The following is a 19,742-nucleotide window of genomic DNA, read 5'->3' as shown; positions in this document are numbered from 1 at the left end:
TCTAGATCGGGCAGGGCGACCAACCAAGCCACGGCCGGTCTTCATCAGAACGGAAAAACGTCTGGATAGCCAGGATCGCGACGGCATAGGTGATGAGGTTGAGCGGCAGGCCGACCTTCACGAAATCCATGTAGCGATATCCGCCCATCTGGTAGACGATGACGTTCGTCTGGTAGCCGAACGGTGTCGCGAACGCCGCGCTGCCCGCCATCATCACCGCGACCAGGAACGGGCGCGGACTGACGCCCAGGCTTTCGGCCAGCGCGACCGCGATCGGTGTGACCAGCACGGCGACCGTCGCGTTCGACAGCAATTCGGTCAGCACCATGGTGATGCCGTAGAGCACGATCAGCGCGGTCAGCGGGCCGAACTCCTGCATCGATCCGACCAGTGCCCCGGTCGCCTGGGCGGCGAGACCGCTCTGCTCCATCGCCATGCCGATCACGACCATGCCCGCGATCAGGATCAGGATCTGCGGACGCAGGCCACCATAGGCTTCGTCCGCCGTGATGACCCGCAACAGGATCAACACGACCGCGCCGGCAAAGGCGGAGGCGGCGATCGGCGCAAGCCCGGCCGCGGCGACCGCGATCGCAGCGACGAAGACGCCCAGCGCGATCGCCGCCTTGACCGGCTGGAAGGGACGATGCTCCGCGAACAGCGACGAGTCGCCCACCTGCGCACCCGGGACATCGATCTCGCGCGCCGATGCGACCGGAGCCGGGTCGGCGAGGCTGCCGCGCATGAGCTTGCCCGAGAACAGGAAAAGGTAGATGCCGCCCGCCAGCGCCATCGGCAGCCCGACCGGCGTGATCTCGAACATGCCGAAGCGCGGCTGCCCTGCGACACGCGCCATGTCGTCGACCAGCAGGTTGGTCGACGTGCCGATCAGCGTGCAGCAGCCCGTCAGAACCGTGATGTACGACAGCGGCATCAGATAGCGTTTGGGCGGCAGCTTCAACGCGGTGGCGACGTCGCGGACCACCGGTGCCCCCAGCACGACGATCGGGGTACTGTTGAGGAAGCAGGACACCAGGCCGATCGCGCCCAGCATCAGCCAGATGCCGGCCGATCCCAGGCGCTTGCACATCTTGACCGCGGCTTCGATCGCCCGGTCGAGCAGCCCCGACAGTTCGAGCGCGTAGGCGATGACGAACAACGACGCGAGCGCGATGATCGCAGGGCTGGCAAAGGCACCCTGCACCTCGATCGGGCGGACCACGCCTGTGATCAGCAGGACGGCAGCACCGCTCAGCGCCACGACGTCGGAGCGCACCTTGTCCCAGATCAGCGCTGCGACGACCGTGACCAGAACGACCAGGGTCAGGACCTGATCGAGTGTCATGCAGGCCTCCGTGAATTGGGGCTGTGCAATATGGCCATCGCGATGTGGGTCGTGGGCATCGCGATCGGGTATGCGAAATTGACCGGTTTTGCTATCGGTCAGCAATGGATGAGCCAAGCTTGCGGAAAAGTCGTCTTGCTCTTGCCGGCGGTATTGCGGCCGCTCTGGCTGTTGGCGGGACCGGATTTCTCATCGGGCGCGGAACGTCACCGCGTAGCGTCGAGCCTGTCGTTGCCAAACCGGTGGCTGCCGCTCCTTCCGCTGCGCGCGAACCGGTCGTGCCGCCGACGCCCGGCAATGCCGTATTGGCCCGTGCCGATATCATGACGCTGGCCGCACAGATGGCAGACGCGGTCGCCTCGGGTCAGGCCATGCCCAGGGCTGTCGCCGACGCTGCGGGGCAACGCTTCGAACTGCGACTTCCGTTCGGATGTCGCGGGCCGGCCGAGGCCGAAAGCGACGCCGCAATGCGCTGGCGGTATGAGGAGACGGACAAGGCCCTCCGGGTGCACGTCGCGCCGGTCGTCTGGACCCGCGCCGACATCCTCGATGCCGCGGGGCAGGCGACCGCAGGGGAGACCGTCGAGGGGTTCTGGATAGCGCGACCCTGGACGGCGAGTGAGGCGTGCCCCGCAACGCGCGACAATCCCGCGCCGGATGGAACGGACGCCGTGACGTTGCCGGGGCAGACGCTGGCGATCGCCCAGTTCTTCGACGGTGACGGCGCGCGACTGGGCCAGCGGAATGGCAAGCCGTATGAAACCGTCGTTCGCCTGCAACCTGACGCACTCCAGGCCGAACGCGGATTCCAGCTGCGGATCGCGGGTCGGATTGCCGACATACCGGGGCAGGGGCCGGTGTCCTGTCGCCAGCCTGCGGGGGCCGAGCAGCGCCCAATCTGCGTCGTCGGCGTGACGATGGACGAGGTGGCGATCGACAACCCTCGTACGGGCAAGACGCTCGCAACCTGGAACGTCACCACTGCAGGGGCCGCCGATCGCTAGCGATTGGCCGGCCCCATAGCGCGCGCATCGGCGGTGGTTCGCGATCACCGGCCCGCAGCCGCGACGACGGCGCGTGTCACGTCGCCCATCAGCCGCATCCGCACCGGGATCGGTTGCCGCGTGCTCGCGATCATCACGGCGATTGCATAGCGGTGCCCGTCGGGCGCGACGAGCAATCCGACGTCGTTATACCCGGTCGACAGCGTGCCGAGGTCCTGGCCCGTCCCCGTCTTGTGCGCGAGAGTCCAGCCTGGGCGGAGGCCCGATTTCAGACGAAGCGGGCCGGTCTTGCTGGAGCGCATCAGGGTCAGCAACGACGCGGTCGAGCGTGCGCTCAACAGCTTGCCCTGCGCCAGCAGCGACAGCCCAAGCGTCACGCCATTGGCCGAGGCGCCGTCGAGCGGCGCTGCGAGATACCGACGCAGCGCCTTGTCGCGCGCTTCATAGGTCATCGCCGCACGCGCCTGAAGAAATCCCCAGCCGCCAGCCCATTCCGGCCGCCATTCCAGTCCGGCCGTACGCGCCTGCAACTGCCGCTCCCCCGGGCCGAACTTGACGCCCGCAACGCCCTTTCCTGCGAGCATGCGGTTGATCGCGTCGGGGCCGCCGACGCGCCACAGAAGCACGTCGTTGCAGGTGTTGTCGCTGCGCGTCATCGCCCCGCGCAGCAGCTCGCCGATCGTCGTCCGGTAGCCGTCCGCGCCGACCAGCGTCCGGATCGGTTGGTGGAACACGGTGAGATCGGATTTCGTGACCGTCACCGGATCGCTGAGCGACATCCGGCCCCGGTCGATCGCATCCATCACCGCGATCGCGACCCAGAACTTGCTCACGCTCTGCTGCGGGCGCGGACTGTCGCCTTCCCAGGCGACGACCCAACCCTCGTCGATATCGCGGACGCTGATGCCAGCCTCACCCTTGAAGCTGGCGCCCAGCGCCTGGACGGCGTTGAGCAGGTCGGCCGACGGCTGGGCCCGGATTGGCACCGGCTTTGGCGGTGTTCGGGCAGGCGTGGTCGTCTGCACGGTGATCGGTACGGATGCGGGCGAGACAGGCTGTCGACCGGCAGGAACGCACGCCGCGAGCCCGGACAGACCGGCAACGATGCCCACGCGGCGACACAGCAATTCAAATGACAACGACACTTCCCCTTTCAGGTCTTGTAGCCGCCTGCTCGTGAAGCGGAACCGGATCGCATCGGCTTCGACCCGCAGCGGCCTCGGCTCGGCGCGGGGATGTTGAATCCGTCCTCGGCGGAATCGCTGCCGCCGAGATCGGTATAGCCGGGACGACGGCTTGGGTTTAACCGGCGCCATGCGTCTGCCTCGCTCTCTCCTGGTGCCGTTGCCCATCCTCGTGGTGCCGGCGAGCATCACCGGTGCGGGACAGGCAACACCATGAACCGGCGCCGTGCTGCTCCGGATCCTGAGTGGCGCCATCACGCCGGTCATGTTCGCCGCGCTGCTGCGCATTTCCCACCGGGTCGCAGCGCCATGTGTCGGGCCGCGCGCGCGTGAGCATGGACGTCACAGCCATACGGTCGGCCACGTCATGGATGCGGCAGCGCCTGCGCGCGAGCGAAGCGGTGCTGATCCTGCTGGCGGTCGCGATCGGCGGCGCGGCCGGTTTGCTGAGCGTCGTGCAGGGGATGATTGCGCGCACGATCCAGCATCTGCTTTTCGACCTCCCGAGCGGTCAGCGGTTGAGCGCGACGCCGGCGATACCCTTGCTGGCGCTGCTCGCCTTGCCGCTCGGCGGTGTCGTGCTGGCACTCTTCTCGTGGTTCACGAAGGCGCGAACGCGACGCATGGTCGACGCCGTCGAGGCGAACGCGCTGCACGGCGGTCGCATGTCGAGGAGCGACAGCCTCGTCATCTCCGGCCAGACGATCATCTCGAACGGGTTCGGCGCATCGGTCGGGCTTGAGGCGGCCTATGCGCAGCTTGGCGGGGTCGTCGCCTCGATCGCGGGCGGCTGGTTCCGGTTGCGCCGTGCCGACCTGCGGATCCTGGTCGGTGCAGGCACGGGCGCCGCGATCGCAGGTGCCTTTGGCGCCCCGTTGGCCGGCGCGTTCTACGCGTTCGAGATCGTCATCGGCGCCTACACGCCCGCTGCAATCGCCCCCGTCGCCGCGGCCTCGCTGTCCGGCGTACTCGTCGCGCAGGCGTTGGGCGCGCAGCCCTATCTGGTCCACGCGACCGTCGCCGAGCAGGTTCAGACGCACCATTACCTCATCTACGCCGGTCTTGGGGCCGTCACCGCGGCATTCGGCATCCTTCTGATGCGCGCGGTTGCCGGGGTCGAGGCACTGACGCGGCGCATGCCCGTCCGCACGTCGTGGCGACCGATCGTCGGTGGCCTGCTGTTGATCCCGCTCGCGTGGCTGACGCCGCAGATCCTGTCCGCAGGACACGGTGCTCTCCACATCGACCTCGAATATGGCGTCCCCCTCACGATCCTTGCCGCAATCCTCATCATGAAGAGCGCGGCTTCGGTGATCTCGCTCGGCTTCGGTTTCCGGGGCGGGCTGTTCTTCGCCTCGCTGTTCCTCGGCAGCCTGCTCGGCCAGCTCTACGCAGGCGGGTTGGGCTGGATTGCCGGGCAGGGGCTGGTCGATCGCGAGAATGCGGCGCTGGTGGGAATGGCGGCACTGGCGGTCGCGGTCGTCGGCGGGCCGATGACGATGGCCATGCTGGTACTGGAGGCGACGCACGACTTCTCGCTCGCCGGCGCAACGATCGCTGCGTCGCTGGTGTCCTCCACGATCGTGCGCGAGACGTTCGGTTATTCCTTCTCGACGTGGCGGCTTCACCTTCGTGGCGAGACGATCAAGAGCGCGCGCGACGTAGGCTGGGTCCGGATGCTGACCGCCGGACGCATGATGCGAAAGGTGGAGCGGCCGACGCCTGCGCGGATCACCGTCGCCGAATTTCGCCGTCTGTTTCCGCTGGGGTCGACCAGTCGCGTCGTCCTGGTGGACGAGCAGGATCGCTACGCGGGCATCGTCCAGACCGCCAGCGCGTTTGCCGAGGGCGTCGCGTCGACCGACGCGATCGGCACGCTGGCGATCCATCAAGACGAGGTGCTGTCACCCGACGCTGACATAAAGTCCGTCATGGCTGCCTTCGATGCGGCGGGCGCAGACGAAATGGCCATCGTCGCCGGGGGCGGCAATGTGCTCGGGATCGTGTCGGAATCGCACGCGCGACGACGCTATGCCGAGGAACTGGACAAATCCCAGCGCGAGATGTTTGGTGAAGCCTGACTGTCGTCCGGTGGATCGGGTCAAGTCCGTTGCCACATCCGGGCGGGTAACATGGGAGTGCGCTATGGTCGTCAGATCCGGTCTGGCTGCGGTGATGATGATGCTGATGGCGACAAGCGGCGCGATGGCTGCGGATCTCCGCCATCCTGTCGTGCAGGGCTATGGCGCGATCTCGCCCGTGCCCGCAGCGAGCGAACGCCCTGATCCCGCGCTTCGCTACCGCGTGCTGTTCAGCATCACCAAGGCCGGAGGCTCGGCCGATCAGGTCAACCCGGCGCTCGAGAAGGTCGCACGGTTCCTCAACCTGCTCGGCGCAGATGGCGTCCGGCCCAAACCCGGCGATGTCGTCGTCATCGTCCACGGCCCGGCGACGCCGTTGGTGACGACCGACGCGGCCTACAGCGCGCGCACCAAGGCGGCGAAGAACCCCAATCTGCCGTTGATCGCCGCCCTGCGTGCCGCAGGCGTGTCGGTGCGCGTTTGCAGTCAGGCGCTGGTCGGCAACACGATCGATCCCGCAGCGGTTGCCAAGAATGTCGATATCGATGTGTCTGCGTTGACGACGATGGCGACGCTGCAGCTTCGTGGGTGGGCCTTGATCCCCGATTAGATCGGTCGATGCCCCGTGCCGCGGGCTGACGGATCGCTGCAATAAGCGTCGGTGGTTACCGGCCCGCCTCAAGCGTCGTGTCGCCGCGCGATGTGGCGGTGGCGACGGACGCAGGAGCATGTCCCGGCTTTATGCGTCGCCGGGACGGCTGATCCGGTACGGTCCTGAGCGTGCTTCGAGCGCTTGTCCCTTCCAGCTCAGTCGTACCAGCCCGTCGCTGACCAATCCGTCTACCGCAGCGTGGACCAAGGGCATCGCGCCGCGCCAATCCTGCGCGATCGCGCGGGCCACCTCGCTCGGACATATCGTCGCGCCCGGTGCGCGGCGGGCAAGCAGGGAGAGCGCCATGGCTCTTGGATCGGTCATGCAGACGGCGTCGGCCTCGCACGCCAATCGGTCAAGCGGCGATCCAGGCTCCCTGCCTCGCTCGGACAGGGGCGGGCCGGGATAGCGCCTGGGTGAGGCGAGCAGGAATGAGCGTCCGCTACCAAAATCAGGTGGGCGGAAGTCTGCAGTCTCGGCCCTCCAAGAGAAACCGACATGCGATCGACATAACTGCTAGGTATGTTGTCGCGCGAAATCCGCGCAGAGGACAATCGCTATGACGAACGGTGCATCATGCCCGGCTGATCCTCCCGCTGCGGCGGTCCCCGTAACCGCAGTGACGCGTCCACTGTGCGAAGACATGCTCCGCCGGATGGATGGATACTGGCGCGCAGCGAATTATCTGTCCGTCGGCCAGATCTATCTGCGCAGCAATCCGATGCTCGATGAACCGCTCGCGATCGCGCATGTGAAGACCCGGCTGCTCGGGCATTGGGGTACGACGCCGGGGCTCAACATGCTCTACGTCCACCTCAATCGGGTCATCGTTGCGCGTGAGCTCGACATGATCGCGATCATTGGCCCCGGGCATGGCGGGCCGGGGCTGGTCGCGAACACCTATCTCGAAGGCTCCTACACCGAGCGCTATCCCGCGATCGAGCGCAGCCGCGGCGGGATGGAGCGGCTGTTCCGGCAATTCTCCTGGCCGGGCGGGATTCCCAGCCACGTCGCCCCCGAAACGCCGGGATCGATTCATGAAGGCGGCGAGCTCGGCTATTCGCTCGCGCATGCGTTCGGCGCGGTGTTCGACAATCCCGATCTGATCGCCGCCTGCGTGATCGGCGACGGCGAGGCCGAGACCGGCGCGCTGGCGACGAGCTGGCACAGCAACAAGTTTCTCAATCCCGCGCGCGACGGCGCGGTGCTGCCGATCCTGCATCTCAACGGCTTCAAGATTGCCAACCCGACCGTGCTCGCGCGCATCGGTCGAGAAGAGTTGACCGAGCTGTTGCGCGGCTATGGCTATCAACCGCATTTCGTCGAGGGCGACGATCCGGCCGAGGTGCATCAGCTGCTCGCCGCCACGCTCGACACCGTGCTCGACCGCATCGCCGCGATCCAGTCCGCGGCGCGAGCGGGCGGTGCGGTCGGCGAGCGACCGCGCTGGCCGATGATCGTGCTCAAGACACCCAAGGGGTGGACCGGGCCCAAGGTCGTCGACGGCAAGCCGGTCGAGGGCACGTGGCGGGCGCACCAGGTGCCGATCGCGGACTTCAAGGATCCCGAGCATCTGACGCAGCTCGAGGCGTGGATGCGCAGCTACCGCCCCGACGAGCTGTTCGACGAAACCGGCAGGTTTCGCGCGGACTATGCCACGCTCGCGCCGACGGGCCATCGCCGCATGGGATCGAACCCGCATGCCAATGGCGGGGAGTTGTTGAAGCCGCTGTCGCTGCCCGACTTCCGCGCATACGCGATCGCGCAATCGGAGCCGGGCGCGGTCAAGGCCGCGGCGACCGCCGTGCTGGGCAAATATCTGCGCGATGTCATGGCGCTCAACGCCGACGCTGCGACCTTCCGGTTGTTCGGGCCCGACGAGACCGCGTCGAACCGCTTGCAGGCGGTCTATGACGTGACGGGCAAGGCGTGGATGGCCGAGACCGAGCCGAACGACACCGATCTCAGCCGCGATGGCCGCGTGATGGAGGTGCTGAGCGAGCATCTCTGCCAGGGGTGGCTGGAGGGCTATCTGCTGACCGGGCGGCACGGGCTGTTCTCATGCTACGAGGCGTTCGTGCACATCGTCGATCTCGATGTTCAACCAGCACGCGAAATGGCTGAAGGTCACGCGCACAATTCCGTGGCGCAAGCCGATCGCATCGCTCAACTATCTGCTGACCTCGCATGTCTGGCGACAGGACCATAACGGCCTGTCGCACCAGGACCCGGGCTTTCTCGACCATGTCGCGAGCAAGAAGGCCGACGTGGTGCGGATCTACCTGCCACCCGACGCCAACTGCCTGTTGTCGGTGGCCGATCACTGCCTGCGCAGCCGCAACTACGTCAACGTGATCGTCGCGGGCAAGCAGCCCGAGGCAAGCTGGCTGGGCATCGATGATGCCGTCCGCCACTGCACCGCCGGTGCCGGGACCTGGGACTGGGCGAGCGACGAGGGCGAGCCCGATGTCGTGATGGCCTGTGCGGGCGACGTGCCGACGCTTGAGGCGATGGCGGCGGTGATGCTGCTGCGCGAGTATATCCCCGACATCCGCATCCGCGTGGTCAACGTCGTCGACCTGATGGTGCTCCAGCCGCAGTCCGAGCATCCGCACGGGCTCGACGAGCGCGCGTTCGATGCGCTGTTCACGACCGACACGCCGGTGATCTTCGCCTTTCACGGCTATCCCGCGCTGATCCACAAGCTCACCTACCGCCGGACCAACCACCACAATATCCATGTCCGCGGGTACAAGGACGAGGGCACGACGACGACGCCGTTCGACATGGTCGTGCTCAACGATCTCGACCGCTACCGCCTCGCGCTCGACGCGATCGAGCGGATCCCCCGGCTGCGCGACCGCGTGGCGGACGAGACGGCGCGCTATTGGGCGCTGATCGAGCGGCACAAGCTGCACGTCTATGAAGAGGGCGACGACCTGCCCGAGATCCGCGACTGGCAATGGCGGCGGTGAGCGCGGTGGCGAGCATGGGGCGGACGGGTATCCTCACGCTCAACGAGGGGTCTTCGTCGCTCAAGTTCGGCTTCTATGCCGGCGGACCGGACGGGGTCGAGGAACGCACGTCCGGAGACGTGGAGGGTGCGCAGCCCGCCGATATGGTCGAGCGGATCAACGCGGCTCTGGACGGCGCGCGGCCCGCGGCGATCGGGCACCGCATCGTCCATGGTGGGCCGGACCTGTTCGATCCTGTCGAGATCGATGCGGGCGTCCTCGCGCGACTGGAGCGTGCGACGGCGTTCGCGCCTTTGCACGGCCCGGCCGCGCTGTCGCTGATCCGCGCGGCACAGGCGCGGTACCCGGATGTGCCGCAGATCGCCTGTTTCGACACGGGCTTCCACAAGGACCTCGAGGAGGTCGCCGCGGTCCTGCCGATCGCGAAGGTATTCCGGGCGGACGGCGTACGGCGTTACGGCTTCCACGGTCTGTCCTGCCAGTCGATCGTCCGCCAGCTGGGGCCCGATCTGCCCGAACGGCTGATCATCGCGCACCTCGGGAGCGGGGCCAGCATCACCGCCCTGCGCGGCGGCAGGTCGGTCGATACGACGATGGGCCTGACGCCGTCGGGTGGCATCGTCATGGCATCGCGTGCCGGCGATCTCGACCCAGGCCTGCTGCTGTATCTCATGCGGGAGCGGGGGATGGATGCCGCCGGCATCGAGGGGCTGGTCGACCACCGTTCGGGGTTGCTCGGAATCTCCGGCGTGTCGGGCGACTTGCGCAAACTGCATGCGGTTGCCGCAACGAACGCGGACGCAAAGCTGGCGGTCGCGATGTTCTGCCGCTCGGTTGCAAAGCACGTCGCCGCGATGATGGCGGTGCTCGGTGGCGCCGACATGATCGTCTTCACTGGCGGGATTGGCGAAAACGATGCCGTCGTCCGCGCCGCGATTTGTGCGGATCTCGGTTGGGCGGGCGTTTCGATCGACCCTGCTGCGACGGCTGGACGTGTCGTCGTGCGGGTCCTCGCGTCGCTCGAAAACGCCGAAATCGCGCGCGCCGTCGCTGCCCTTACCTCCGGCGCGAGGGGCTCTCGCTAGCCGGTCGGTCCGAGCCGCGCGCTGGCTGATCGGGGCCGTATCGACAAACCGAAGGGCGCGCATGCCGACGGGTCAGGAAACGACGGACAGCGGGCACCAGGCAGTCGGGCGCGGTAAACAACAAGAAGTGCGGGGCGTCCGTGACTGTGACCAGCGCCACGGTGCCGCTTTTCTTGAGCATGGCGATCTGGGCCGCAGCGCCTTCGATGGGTGTCTTTGGATCAAGCGTACCGTGAAGCACCAATATCGGGGGCGTTCGCGATGGCAGCCGGCCAAAGGCGCCGTCGCGTTCGTACAGCGGAAAGCCCGAACGCGTCAGCAGGCCCGGCAACGGGCTGGCGAAGAGAAAGTCCCGTTCCTCCTGCGCCACGACAGCGTCGCTGAGAGCCGGCCGCGCGTTGTTTTCGGACGCGCTGATAAGCCCGACAAGCGGGATCGACGCGTTCGATTGCGGGTAGGGGAGCAGCGTATTCCCGATCTGCGCCAATCGCAGCTTCGCTTCGGTCCACGATGTTACCGTGCCTTGGCGCAGATCCGACAGGATTGCCGGAATGCGGGCCCGTACCTCCGGCACATCCAGCATCGCACCGAACAAATATTTCGGGTTCTCGCCGAGAACGCCGCGTAGCGCCGGATCGACCAGCACATCGTGCATCGCGCCGCTGGCGGACCCGCCCAGAGAGGCTCGGCAGGACGGCGTCCGATCGCACTGCGCGAGCACGCGACGGCCAACGGCATCGACCACGGCGGAGCGGTGACTGAGATCCCAGACCGCGCTCGTCTCTGGCGGGACGAGCGAGTCGAGTATGACACCATCGAGCCGGCGGGGTGGCGCGATCGTCAATGTTCGCAGGACAAGCTGGGTGCCGTACGACACGCCGTACAGGAAGGTCGGGCCGCCTTGCGAGAAGCCGTCGATCAGTGCCCGAAGATCGTACGCCGCGTTGCTGGACGAGAAGGCGCGCGTGCGGCTGGCATCCATGTTCAGGCTTGCGAAGCAGGTGGCCCATTCCGCGCCGACCAGCGCCGTCCCGCCGGCGCTGCCGATTGACTCTTCGGTCTCGCACATCCGCGTCGAGAAGCCGGTGCCACGATGATCGGGGATCATCAGGTCATAGCCGGGCGCGGCTTTGCGCAAGGATGCGAGAAACGGATAGAAGGAGGACCCGGCCTCGCCAGGCCCCCCGGCGATAAGCCAGAGCTGGCCTTTCGGCCGCGTCCCGGCGGGAAACTTCCGGACGAACAGCGAAAGCTGCCGGTTATCCGGCAGGCGGTGATCCAGTGGCACCGTCATGCGCGCGCACATCGACGGCGCGAGTTCCGGGCGATCCTTGGCATCCAGGCAGCGCGTGAACGTCGGAGCGGCGACCGGCGGTAAGGTCGCCTGCGACGGTGCGGACCACGCGAGCGAAGCCAATAAGGATAACCAGACCATACGGCTCACATGCATTACCCCGTCCCGCCACTGTCTTGCCTGTGTAAGACACTTTGGAACCGGTGCAACTGTGTTTGACGGTCATCGCTCGAGTGCGCCCTGACGGAAGACACTTGGGTCTGTGCCGCTTAAATGACGGTAGGTAGCGGAACCAAGACACCGGGCCGCCAGCATCGTGCGGCGGTGTTCATCGGCCGGGCACGCGCTCGCTTCGACGATTGCGAACATGGCGGCGGGATACGTCCGCGATGTCGTTGATGCCTGCAAGCGTCAGCGTGCGTACGAACTCGTCTTTCAGCAGCGTCAGCAGGCGATCGACGCCTCGTTCGCCGCCTGCTGCCAGTCCATAGAGATAGGGGCGCCCGATCGAGCAGGCGGTCGCCCCCAGCGCCAGCGCCTTCACCACGTCGGACCCACGCCTGATACCGCCGTCGCAGATCACGTCCGGTGCGTCACCAACGGCATCCCGGACCGCCATGATCTGGTCAATCGGGGCAGGTGCGCTGTCCAGCTGCCGCCCGCCGTGGTTGGAGATCATGACGCCCGTCGCGCCCGAGGCGATCGAGCGGCGCGCGTCCTCGGGCGTCATCACGCCTTTGATCGCAAGCGGCCCGTTCCATTCGCGTGCCAGCCACTCGACGTCGCGCCAGCCGACCGAGCGGTCGAACTGACCACCGATATAGTCGAAGAGACTCATCGGCCCCGACGCCAGCGCGTCGACCTTGTGGCTGACGTTTGCGAGGTCGAACCTGGACCCGGTCAGCGCAGGGATCGACCAGCCGGGGTGGAGCGCGAAGCTGAGCAACGACCGGAGCGTCAGCGTCGGGGGCAGGGAGAGGCCGCTGACGCGATCGCGCTCCCGATTGCCCGCGACGGGCGTGTCGACGGTCAGCGCAAGGCCGTGGAAGCCCGCATCCCGGCAGCGTGCCACGAATTCGGCGGTCAGTCCGCGGTCCTTGAAGATGTAGATCTGGAAGACCTTCGGTCCGGCATAGGCCCGCGCGAGATCCTCCAACCGCGTCGTGCCCATCGTGGAGAGGCTGTAGAGAAGCCCGTGTCGCGCGGCGGCACGGGCGACGGCGAGCTCTGCCTGCCCGTGAAACATGCGCGTGAGGCCGGTGGGTGACAGCATCAATGGCCACCGCGAAGACTGGCCAAAAATCCGGGTCTCGGTCCGGATTTCCGAAACGTCGTTGAGGACGTCGGGGACCAGGTCATAGCCCGCGAACGCGCTGACGTTGCGTCGCAGGGATATTTCGTCATCCGCGCCACCGTCGATATAGTCGAAGATCGGCCGCGGCAGCCGACCCCGCGCCATCAGGCGCAGGTCCGCGACGTTGTTCGCACGGTCAAGCCGCGTCATAGTGCGTGTGTCATAAATGATTTTCGGCCGTCGCGGTGGCACCGAGCACGGCGATCGCCCGCGAGCTCGGGGCGACGCCGAGGCTGCCGGTCAGGCTGAGCGTTGCCGCCGCCGCGGTGCCTGCGCCTGCGGCGATCAGCGCGGGTATCCAAGCCTTCATCCTGCCCATCTCCTTGCGCCTGAAGCCTCCCGGTTGTCCGGGATGGCCGACGGGGCCGGCAGCGCTCGCCGTCCGCGTCATCGCTCGGCCTTGGCTGGAGCGATGAGAGCAGACTGCGCCCTCCGGAAACCGATCAGCAACTGCTTTTGGTGTGCCGGGGAGGTTGCAGACTGTGCAGGTCCGTGACGGCGTCGATCGAGGCGAGACGGTCGGGCGCTTTCGCCGATATGTGATCGCTGGCTTCTGGTGTGGTCGGAGCTAAGCTGATCGTCATGGATCTGGTCTTTGGCTGGCGGACCGCAGTCCTCACGGTGGCGGCGGCGATTCTGCTCCCGCTGGCGGTTGGCCTGTCGGCATCGTTTCACAACCGGCTGGCGGCGCGTATGCTCGCCGCGCTGCTGATCGTCATGACCGGCGTCTTCGTGCCGTGGCTGATCGGGTTTGCCGGCTTCTACGATCGCTGGTGGTGGCTGACGTTCGCGCCTTTCTCGAACGCGCTGCTGGTCCCGCCGCTCCTCTATCTTCACGCCCATGCGCTCGTCACCGGCCGCTGGTCGCCCGCGGCCTGGCGACATCTGCTGCCGGGCGCGCTCCAGTTCGGCTATCAGACTACCGCCTTCCTCCTGCCGACGCCGCTGAAGCATCGCTGGGCGGATCTGGCTTTCACGACCGGCAGCGCGATCGTCGCAGCGCTGCTGGCGATAAGCTTTGTCGTCTATGGCGCGTGGACGACGCGACTGTTGCGCGACTACCGTGACGCCCTTTCGCAAAGGCGCAGCGACGACGCGCGGTTCGCGACTGCGTGGCTCGGCCGCACCGCCGTCGCCTATCCGTTGCTGGCGATCGTCTGGGCGGGCTGGCTGCTGGTCGATGCTGTGACGCCGCTCGGCTATAGGGGGCTGATGCCGCTCTACGTCGCGATCGCGGCGTTCGCACTGTATCTCGGGATCGCAGGATGGCGGTATCTCGCACTGCCGTTTCCGGCGCTCGACGCGTTGCGGATCCCGGACGTTCGATCACCCCCGCCCGGGACTGGCAGGCGCAAGCGGAGGAATGGGCGACGCGGGTCCGCGACAATCGCTGGTACCGCGACGACGCGCTGACGCTGCGGCGGCTGGCGAGCCTGCTTGCGACCAACGAGACCTATGTGTCGCGCGCGCTCAATGAGGGGCTGGGCGTCGGCTTTTCGGATTTCGTCAACGGGCTTCGCTGCGAGGATGTGGCGGCGGCACTGGCGGCGAATGATTCCCGGCCGGTTCTGGCGATCGCGCTCGACGCCGGGTTCGCCTCGAAAGCCAGCTTCAACCGCGCGTTCCAGCGGCGCTATGGCCGGTCGCCGAGTGCGTACCGGGCGTCTCACAAGCCATAAACCGCATCAGATAGGCGATGATGAGGCGACCAGGATGCGCTCCGCCATGATGAAGAGGGCATTCATAACGTCGGAGCTGACATGACCGCATCGCCACCGTCTCGCCGCGCCGTACTCGGCGGGCTCGGAGTCACCTTTGCCGCCCGGCCACTGCTCGCGCGGACCTCATCCGGTCCGACGCTCCTCCGCGCCGCGGCGATGCGCGCAGACGTCGCGTTGTTGCGCAGGGCATATGCCGCGCTCCACCCCGGTCTCCACCGTTACAACACGCCTCGCGAGATCGACGCCCGTTTCGATGCGCTGGACCAGTCGGTGGCCGTCCCGATGACGCTTCGGGCGTTCTACCTCACGCTGTCGCGCTTCCTCGCGATCGTGCGCTGCGGCCATAGCTATGCCAATTTCTACAATCAGCGCCGCGCGGTCGCCGCCGCGTTATTCGAAGCGCCCGACCGGTTGCCGCTCGACTTCCTCTGGATCGGTGACGCGATGGTCGTCACGGCCGATCCATTCACCACGGGGATCGCGCCGGGCAGCCGCATCCTGGCGGTCAATGGCCGATCCGCGAGCGCCATTTTCGCCGCGCTCATGCCTCTCGCGCGTGCGGACGGGCACAACGATGCCAAGCGTCGCCGGCTTCTCTCGGTGCAGGGCGACGACCGCTACGAGACCTTCGACATCTTCTTCTCGATGCTGTTCGGGCAGGATCGCTACCGGATGATGGTGGAGGACCCTGGCGGACGGCGACGCGCCGCGAGCGTTGCCGGCGTCTCGCTGGCGCAGCGCCGCGCCACCGCGCACGCCGGCGTCGATGCGAGCGGCGACACGCCGGTCTGGACGATCGAGCGGCGTGGCGACGCCGCGCTCCTGTCGATGCCGAACTGGGGGCTCTACGACAGCAAGTGGGACTGGCGCGGCTGGCTCGACGAGGCGGTCGATCGGCTGGTCGCAGAGCGCGTGCCGCGACTGGTCGTCGATCTGCGCGCGAACGAGGGGGCTCGACTGTGGCAACGCGCTCGCCGAGCGGCTGGTGTTACGCGAGACGCCGTTCGAGGAGGTCCAGCGGCTCATCCGCTACCGCACCGTGCCCGACGACCTGCGGCCTGCACTCGACACGTGGGACCGCAGTTTCGACCATCTGGGGGAGAATGCGACGAGGATCGACGACCGGTTCCTGCGGCTCGATGCGCCCGGCGACCGCGTCGACCCGATCAGACCGCGGGGCAGGCGCTATGCGGGCGACGTGCGCGTTCTGATCGGGCCGCAGAACAGCTCGGCGACGTTCCAGTTTGCCGATTTCGTCCGCCGCAACCGTCTCGCAACGCTGATCGGCGAGACGACCGGCGGCAACCGGCGCGGGATCAACGGCGGCTGCTTCTATTTCGTGCGTCTGCCCGAGACCGGCCTCGAAGCCGACCTGCCGCTGATCGGCCGGTTTCCGACGACCCCGCAACCCGACCGGGGTGTCACGCCGGACATGGCAGTCCCGATCACGCGGGCTGATATCGCTAAGGGCACGGATAGCCAGTTGGGCCGCGCGCTCGCGTGACGAATGGCGGCGGCGCGGAGCGCTTGCGTTGGAGACGAGCGAGCTACCGGACGGGGAATGTCCAGGCGTGAATGGTCGGCGCGTCATCTGATGCTGCGCGTGCTCGACTAGCGCTATTGTGATCGCCGCCGCGGGTCTGCATGATAGCCATGCCCAGTCCAAGTGGGACCGAAACGCGCAGGGTGAGCGGAGGGATTACGGCCCCTCGTTTCCTTGCGTGGCTCGTCAGTTCCTAACCTTCAGAAAGCTCCCTGATGCGGTTGATCGCCTGCTTGCTTTTGGCTTCCACGATTGCCGGGACGGCGGCCGCGCAGCAGCGACCGGCTGTGACCGCCGCCGACTATGATCGCGCCATGCACCAACTGGGCCCGTACACGTCGTCGCTGGTCGACCACGCGGTGCGGACCGCGCATTGGATAGATGCGCGGCACTTCTGGTATGCGGACACCAGCCACGGCGTGCCGACGATCATGCTGGGCGATGCGGTGAAGGGCACCAAGGCCCCGGCCTTCGAGACGGCGGCGCTGCTGGCATCGCTCAATGCGGCCGGGCTGAAGGAACAGGACGCGAAGAAGCTGTTCGTCGAGCGACTTGAGCCGGATTTCGCGGCGAACACCGCGATCGTGAGCGTTGGTGGCGAGCGATATTCCTGCGCGCTGGCGCAGCCCTACAAGTGCACGAAGATGGCTGGCCCGCAGGCCAAGCAGGTCGCAGCCGGCCCGGCGCAGCGCAGCCGGGCGTCATCGGTCGCCTCCCCGGACGGCAAGCGTGCGGTATTCCTGCGCGACTGGAATTTGTGGGTACGCGACGTCGACACCGGCGCGGAGCGGCAGCTGACGACCGATGGCGTCAAGGATTTCGGCTACGCAACGGATAATGCCGGCTGGAAACATTCGGATCAGGCGATCGTGATCTGGTCGCCCGACTCGAAGAAGGTCGCGACCTTCCAGCAGGATCAGCGCGCGGTGGCCGACTTCACGACCACGACGACGCAGGTCGGCCACTCCCGCACCGATACGTGGAAATACCCGTTCGTCGGTGACAAGGAGATCATCCATATCCAGCGCGTCATCGTCGATGTCGGCGATGGTACTGTGGTCCGACTGAAGATGTCGCCCGACCCGCACCGGTCGTCGTTGTGCGACGACGTGGTGTGCGGCGAGGGTCCACAGGACATGCAATGGGCCAAGGACGGCCGGACGCTCGCATTCGTGTCGACCTCGCGCGACCACAAGGTGGAGACGATGCGTATCGCCGATGCGGCCACGGGCACGGTGCGCGACGTGTTCACCGAGACCGTGCCGACCTGGTTCGACAGCGGCTACAATGACGAGGGGATCAACTGGCGTTATCTGTCCGAGCGCGGCGAGATCCTGTGGTGGTCCCAGCGCGACGACTGGGGTCATTACTATCTGTACAACGCACACACCGGCAAGCTGGTGCGGCAGGTGACGCAAGGCCGCTGGAACGTCGACCACCCGGTTTATATCGACGAGCGCAGCGGGAAGATGCTGATCGCCGGTATCGGGCGTGAGCCCGGCGTCGATCCCTACTACCGCAGCATCTACGCGATCGATCTGAAGGGCGGCAAACCGACGCTGCTGACGCCCGAGCGGCAGGACCATATCGCGGTGCCGTCGAGCGATGGCCGCTACTTCGTGGATATCTACTCGACCCCGCAGGAGCCGCAGACCGCGGTCTTGCGACGGGCGGACGGCGCCGTCGTCGCGGATCTGGCGAAGGGCGACGTGACCCGGTTGCGCGCGGCGGGCTGGCAGGCGCCGGAGAACATCGCCGTCCGGTGCGCCGACGGCAAGACGCTGTGCTACGGGCTGCTCTTCAAGCCGGCAGGGCTCGATCCGCGGCAGAAATATCCGGTCATCGACTATATCTATCCGGGGCCGTTCACGGGGACGATTTCCTCCCGGCAGTTCGCGCCGTCGATGGGCGACGCGGGTGCGTTGGCGCAGCTCGGCTTCGCCGTCGTGGAGATCGACGCGCTGGGTACGCCGCGCCGCTCGAAAGCGTTTCAGGACTTCTATTATCGCGACATGGGCAAGCAGGCCGTCCCTGATCAGGTCACCGGGATCAAGGACCTGGCGTCGCGCAATACATGGATGGACACCGATCGCGTGGGCATCTGGGGGCATTCAGGCGGCGGCAACGCGACCGCGGCCGCGATGTTTCGCTATCCCGAGTTTTTCAAGGTCGGGATTGCCGAGAGCGGCAACCACGACAACCGGAACTATGAGGACGATTATTACGAGAAGTATCTCGGCTTGCTGGAGAGCAACGGAAAAACGACGAATTACGACCTGCAGGCCAATCAGGACTTCGCCCAGAACCTCACGGGCAAGCTGATGCTGGCACATGGTATTCTGGACGATAACGTCCCGGTGTCATCGACGTTGCTGGTGGTCGACGCGCTCCAGAAGGCGAACAAGGACTTCGATCTGGTGCTGTTCCCCCGCGCACGTCACGGCTACGGCGACCAATCCTACTATATGATGCGGCGGCGATGGGACTATTTCGTCGAGAACCTGATGGGCGCGGAACCGCCAAAGGCGTTCAAGATCGTCGCGCCCGGTGTCTCGAAATAAGAGCGCGAAATCGGCGGCGTCAGGCTCCGCCTCCGGCGAGTAGCCCGCCGTCGATGCTCAGCTCCGTCCCGGTGACGTAGGTGGCTTCATCGGAAGCCAGCATGACCGCAATCGCCGCGACTTCGTCAGGCATTCCGAACCGCTTGAGCGGCGTATCCGCGGCAAGCGCCTGCATCCTGGCGCCCCGATCAGGACCGCTGCCCAGCATCGGCTCCCAGATCGGCGTGAGGATGGCGCCCGGGTGGATCGAGTTGCAGCGTATTTTCCAGCCCTGTTGCGCGCAGTAGAGCGCAACCGTCTTGCTGTGGTTCCGAATGGCCGCCTTGGACGAGGCATAGGCCGCAGCACCGGGAACGCCCACCAGACCCGAGCGGGACGACATGTTGATGATCGATCCTGCGCCCGCCGCCTTCATCGCGCGGATGGCGTAGCGACAGCCGAGGAAGGTCCCGTCGAGGTTGATCCGGTGAACCTCGCGCCAGTCCGCGAGGCTGGCGTGTTCCGGGTCGTGGGGTGCCATGCCGGCTTCGAACCCCGTCACGCCGGCGTTGTTGACCACCACGTCGGCCACGGGAACGATGCCGGCCAGTCGCGACCATGCGGCTTCCTCGCTCACATCGAGCGATACGAACCGGCATCCTATTTCAGCCGCAGCCGCTGCACCTGCCGCGTCGTCCCTGTCGGTGAGGATGACGACAGCCCCTTCGTCATGGAACCGGGCAGCGATCGCGCGGCCGATGCCACGCGCAGCGCCGGTGACGACGCACGTCTTGTTCTTCAGTCTTTGCATGATGCTCTCGAAAACAGAGTCCGGTCGGCGGATCGCTCCGCTAGCGTATGCCTTGCCGCTTTAGCGGTGACGCTGGATCATTTCGAACGACTCCCGAGGATTTGGCGATGCTACGTCAACCGCTTAACGGCCGCAATTCCGAAAACACGATCT

At 66.7% G+C, this 19,742-nt stretch carries 18 protein-coding genes; 10 read left to right on the top strand and 8 right to left on the bottom strand.

Going from position 1 to position 19,742, the window contains the following annotated elements:
* Nucleotide 1 precedes the first annotated feature (1 nt).
* On the bottom strand, nt 2-1,345 hold the full coding sequence (locus QP165_RS03410; protein ID WP_333993812.1) for an SLC13 family permease: 1,344 nt from the start codon (nt 1,343-1,345) through the stop codon (nt 2-4).
* Nucleotides 1,346-1,623: 278 nt separating this feature from the next.
* On the opposite strand from QP165_RS03410, the gene QP165_RS03405 reads away from it, so the two are divergent.
* Complete coding sequence (locus tag QP165_RS03405; protein ID WP_333993810.1) at nt 1,624-2,349, top strand: hypothetical protein; 726 nt, start codon at nt 1,624-1,626, stop codon at nt 2,347-2,349.
* A gap of 44 nt (nt 2,350-2,393) precedes the next feature.
* On the opposite strand, the gene QP165_RS03400 is transcribed toward QP165_RS03405, so the two are convergent.
* On the bottom strand, nt 2,394-3,488 hold the full coding sequence (locus tag QP165_RS03400) for a serine hydrolase (protein ID WP_443019257.1): 1,095 nt from the start codon (nt 3,486-3,488) through the stop codon (nt 2,394-2,396).
* 416 nt (nt 3,489-3,904) lie between these two features.
* Here QP165_RS03400 and QP165_RS03395 point away from each other — a divergent pair, with 416 nt between their 5' ends.
* Together QP165_RS03395 and QP165_RS03390 are read left to right on the top strand one after the other, a co-directional pair.
* Nucleotides 3,905-5,614, top strand: a complete 1,710-nt coding sequence (locus tag QP165_RS03395; RefSeq protein WP_333993808.1) for a chloride channel protein — start codon at nt 3,905-3,907, stop codon at nt 5,612-5,614.
* Nucleotides 5,615-5,678: 64 nt separating this feature from the next.
* A complete protein-coding gene (locus QP165_RS03390) occupies nt 5,679-6,224 on the top strand; it encodes a DsrE family protein (protein WP_333993807.1) in 546 nt (181 codons plus the stop codon).
* 129 nt (nt 6,225-6,353) lie between these two features.
* On the opposite strand, the gene QP165_RS03385 is transcribed toward QP165_RS03390, so the two are convergent.
* Nucleotides 6,354-6,572, bottom strand: coding sequence for a DUF3253 domain-containing protein (locus QP165_RS03385; protein ID WP_443019256.1), 219 nt, complete (start codon nt 6,570-6,572; stop codon nt 6,354-6,356).
* A gap of 337 nt (nt 6,573-6,909) precedes the next feature.
* Between QP165_RS03385 and QP165_RS03380 the strand changes: the two genes are divergently transcribed.
* From QP165_RS03380 to QP165_RS03370, 3 genes are read left to right on the top strand one after another with little or no spacing between them, the layout of a single operon-like run.
* Nucleotides 6,910-8,475 carry a phosphoketolase family protein gene (locus QP165_RS03380; protein ID WP_333993804.1) on the top strand — a complete coding sequence of 522 codons (1,566 nt, stop codon included), beginning with the start codon at nt 6,910-6,912 and terminating at the stop codon, nt 8,473-8,475.
* Nucleotides 8,363-9,241, top strand: a complete 879-nt coding sequence (locus tag QP165_RS03375) for a hypothetical protein (RefSeq protein WP_333993802.1) — start codon at nt 8,363-8,365, stop codon at nt 9,239-9,241. The genes QP165_RS03380 and QP165_RS03375 overlap by 113 nt, the downstream gene beginning before the upstream one ends.
* Nucleotides 9,229-10,326 (top strand): acetate/propionate family kinase, encoded by a 1,098-nt coding sequence (locus QP165_RS03370; protein ID WP_333993800.1) that lies wholly within the window; start codon nt 9,229-9,231, stop codon nt 10,324-10,326. Before QP165_RS03375 ends, QP165_RS03370 begins: the two co-directional genes overlap by 13 nt.
* Here QP165_RS03370 and QP165_RS03365 read toward each other — a convergent pair.
* The 3 genes from QP165_RS03365 to QP165_RS03355 all read right to left on the bottom strand — a co-directional run bounded on the left by QP165_RS03365 (nt 10,298) and on the right by QP165_RS03355 (nt 13,284).
* Nucleotides 10,298-11,761, bottom strand: coding sequence for an alpha/beta fold hydrolase (locus QP165_RS03365; RefSeq protein WP_333996930.1), 1,464 nt, complete (start codon nt 11,759-11,761; stop codon nt 10,298-10,300). The two genes, QP165_RS03370 and QP165_RS03365, sit on opposite strands and share 29 nt — an antisense overlap.
* 187 nt (nt 11,762-11,948) lie before the next feature.
* Complete coding sequence (locus tag QP165_RS03360) at nt 11,949-13,124, bottom strand: alpha-hydroxy acid oxidase (protein ID WP_333993799.1); 1,176 nt, start codon at nt 13,122-13,124, stop codon at nt 11,949-11,951.
* 10 nt (nt 13,125-13,134) lie between these two features.
* A complete protein-coding gene (locus QP165_RS03355; protein WP_333993797.1) occupies nt 13,135-13,284 on the bottom strand; it encodes a hypothetical protein in 150 nt (49 codons plus the stop codon).
* A 272-nt stretch (nt 13,285-13,556) separates the two neighbouring features.
* Here QP165_RS03355 and QP165_RS03350 point away from each other — a divergent pair, with 272 nt between their 5' ends.
* The gene (locus QP165_RS03350) at nt 13,557-14,387 is read left to right on the top strand and encodes a hypothetical protein (RefSeq protein ID WP_333993795.1); all 831 of its coding nucleotides are present in this window, start codon (nt 13,557-13,559) and stop codon (nt 14,385-14,387) included.
* On the top strand, nt 14,300-14,653 hold the full coding sequence (locus QP165_RS03345) for a helix-turn-helix domain-containing protein (RefSeq protein WP_333996929.1): 354 nt from the start codon (nt 14,300-14,302) through the stop codon (nt 14,651-14,653). Before QP165_RS03350 ends, QP165_RS03345 begins: the two co-directional genes overlap by 88 nt.
* Nucleotides 14,654-15,085: 432 nt before the next feature.
* On the opposite strand, the gene QP165_RS03340 is transcribed toward QP165_RS03345, so the two are convergent.
* Nucleotides 15,086-15,721: a hypothetical protein gene (locus tag QP165_RS03340; RefSeq protein ID WP_333993793.1), complete on the bottom strand. Its 636-nt coding sequence runs from the start codon at nt 15,719-15,721 to the stop codon at nt 15,086-15,088.
* Between QP165_RS03340 and QP165_RS03335 the strand changes: the two genes are divergently transcribed.
* Nucleotides 15,681-16,199: a S41 family peptidase gene (locus QP165_RS03335; RefSeq protein WP_333993791.1), complete on the top strand. Its 519-nt coding sequence runs from the start codon at nt 15,681-15,683 to the stop codon at nt 16,197-16,199. The two genes, QP165_RS03340 and QP165_RS03335, sit on opposite strands and share 41 nt — an antisense overlap.
* Before the next feature lie 353 nt (nt 16,200-16,552).
* On the top strand, nt 16,553-18,799 hold the full coding sequence (locus QP165_RS03330; RefSeq protein WP_333993790.1) for a S9 family peptidase: 2,247 nt from the start codon (nt 16,553-16,555) through the stop codon (nt 18,797-18,799).
* Nucleotides 18,800-18,818: 19 nt separating this feature from the next.
* Here the strand turns inward: QP165_RS03330 and QP165_RS03325 are convergent, their stop codons facing one another.
* Nucleotides 18,819-19,589 (bottom strand): SDR family oxidoreductase, encoded by a 771-nt coding sequence (locus QP165_RS03325; protein ID WP_333993788.1) that lies wholly within the window; start codon nt 19,587-19,589, stop codon nt 18,819-18,821.
* Between the last annotated feature and the right edge of the window lie 153 nt (nt 19,590-19,742).

Origin of the sequence: Sphingomonas sp. 22R3R2A-7 (assembly GCF_036856055.1) — a bacterium.
Classification (GTDB): domain Bacteria; phylum Pseudomonadota; class Alphaproteobacteria; order Sphingomonadales; family Sphingomonadaceae; genus Sphingomonas.
This window is presented reverse-complemented; position numbering and strand designations above follow the sequence as displayed.

Excerpts from the sequence above, each read along its gene's own strand:
- QP165_RS03395 (WP_333993808.1), top strand. The coding sequence starts at position 3,905 with ATGCGGCAGCGCCTGCGCGCGAGCGAAGCGGTGCTGATCCTGCTGGCG.
- QP165_RS03355 (WP_333993797.1), bottom strand. The coding sequence starts at position 13,284 with ATGAAGGCTTGGATACCCGCGCTGATCGCCGCAGGCGCAGGCACCGCG.
- QP165_RS03380 (WP_333993804.1), top strand. The coding sequence starts at position 6,910 with ATGCTCCGCCGGATGGATGGATACTGGCGCGCAGCGAATTATCTGTCC.
- QP165_RS03350 (WP_333993795.1), top strand. The coding sequence starts at position 13,557 with ATGGATCTGGTCTTTGGCTGGCGGACCGCAGTCCTCACGGTGGCGGCG.
- QP165_RS03370 (WP_333993800.1), top strand. The coding sequence starts at position 9,229 with ATGGCGGCGGTGAGCGCGGTGGCGAGCATGGGGCGGACGGGTATCCTC.
- QP165_RS03375 (WP_333993802.1), top strand. The coding sequence starts at position 8,363 with ATGTTCAACCAGCACGCGAAATGGCTGAAGGTCACGCGCACAATTCCG.
- QP165_RS03340 (WP_333993793.1), bottom strand. The coding sequence starts at position 15,721 with ATGAGCCGCTGGACCTCCTCGAACGGCGTCTCGCGTAACACCAGCCGC.
- QP165_RS03365 (WP_333996930.1), bottom strand. The coding sequence starts at position 11,761 with ATGGTCTGGTTATCCTTATTGGCTTCGCTCGCGTGGTCCGCACCGTCG.
- QP165_RS03330 (WP_333993790.1), top strand. The coding sequence starts at position 16,553 with ATGCACCAACTGGGCCCGTACACGTCGTCGCTGGTCGACCACGCGGTG.
- QP165_RS03360 (WP_333993799.1), bottom strand. The coding sequence starts at position 13,124 with ATGACGCGGCTTGACCGTGCGAACAACGTCGCGGACCTGCGCCTGATG.
- QP165_RS03385 (WP_443019256.1), bottom strand. The coding sequence starts at position 6,572 with ATGGCGCTCTCCCTGCTTGCCCGCCGCGCACCGGGCGCGACGATATGT.
- QP165_RS03325 (WP_333993788.1), bottom strand. The coding sequence starts at position 19,589 with ATGCAAAGACTGAAGAACAAGACGTGCGTCGTCACCGGCGCTGCGCGT.
- QP165_RS03390 (WP_333993807.1), top strand. The coding sequence starts at position 5,679 with ATGGTCGTCAGATCCGGTCTGGCTGCGGTGATGATGATGCTGATGGCG.
- QP165_RS03410 (WP_333993812.1), bottom strand. The coding sequence starts at position 1,345 with ATGACACTCGATCAGGTCCTGACCCTGGTCGTTCTGGTCACGGTCGTC.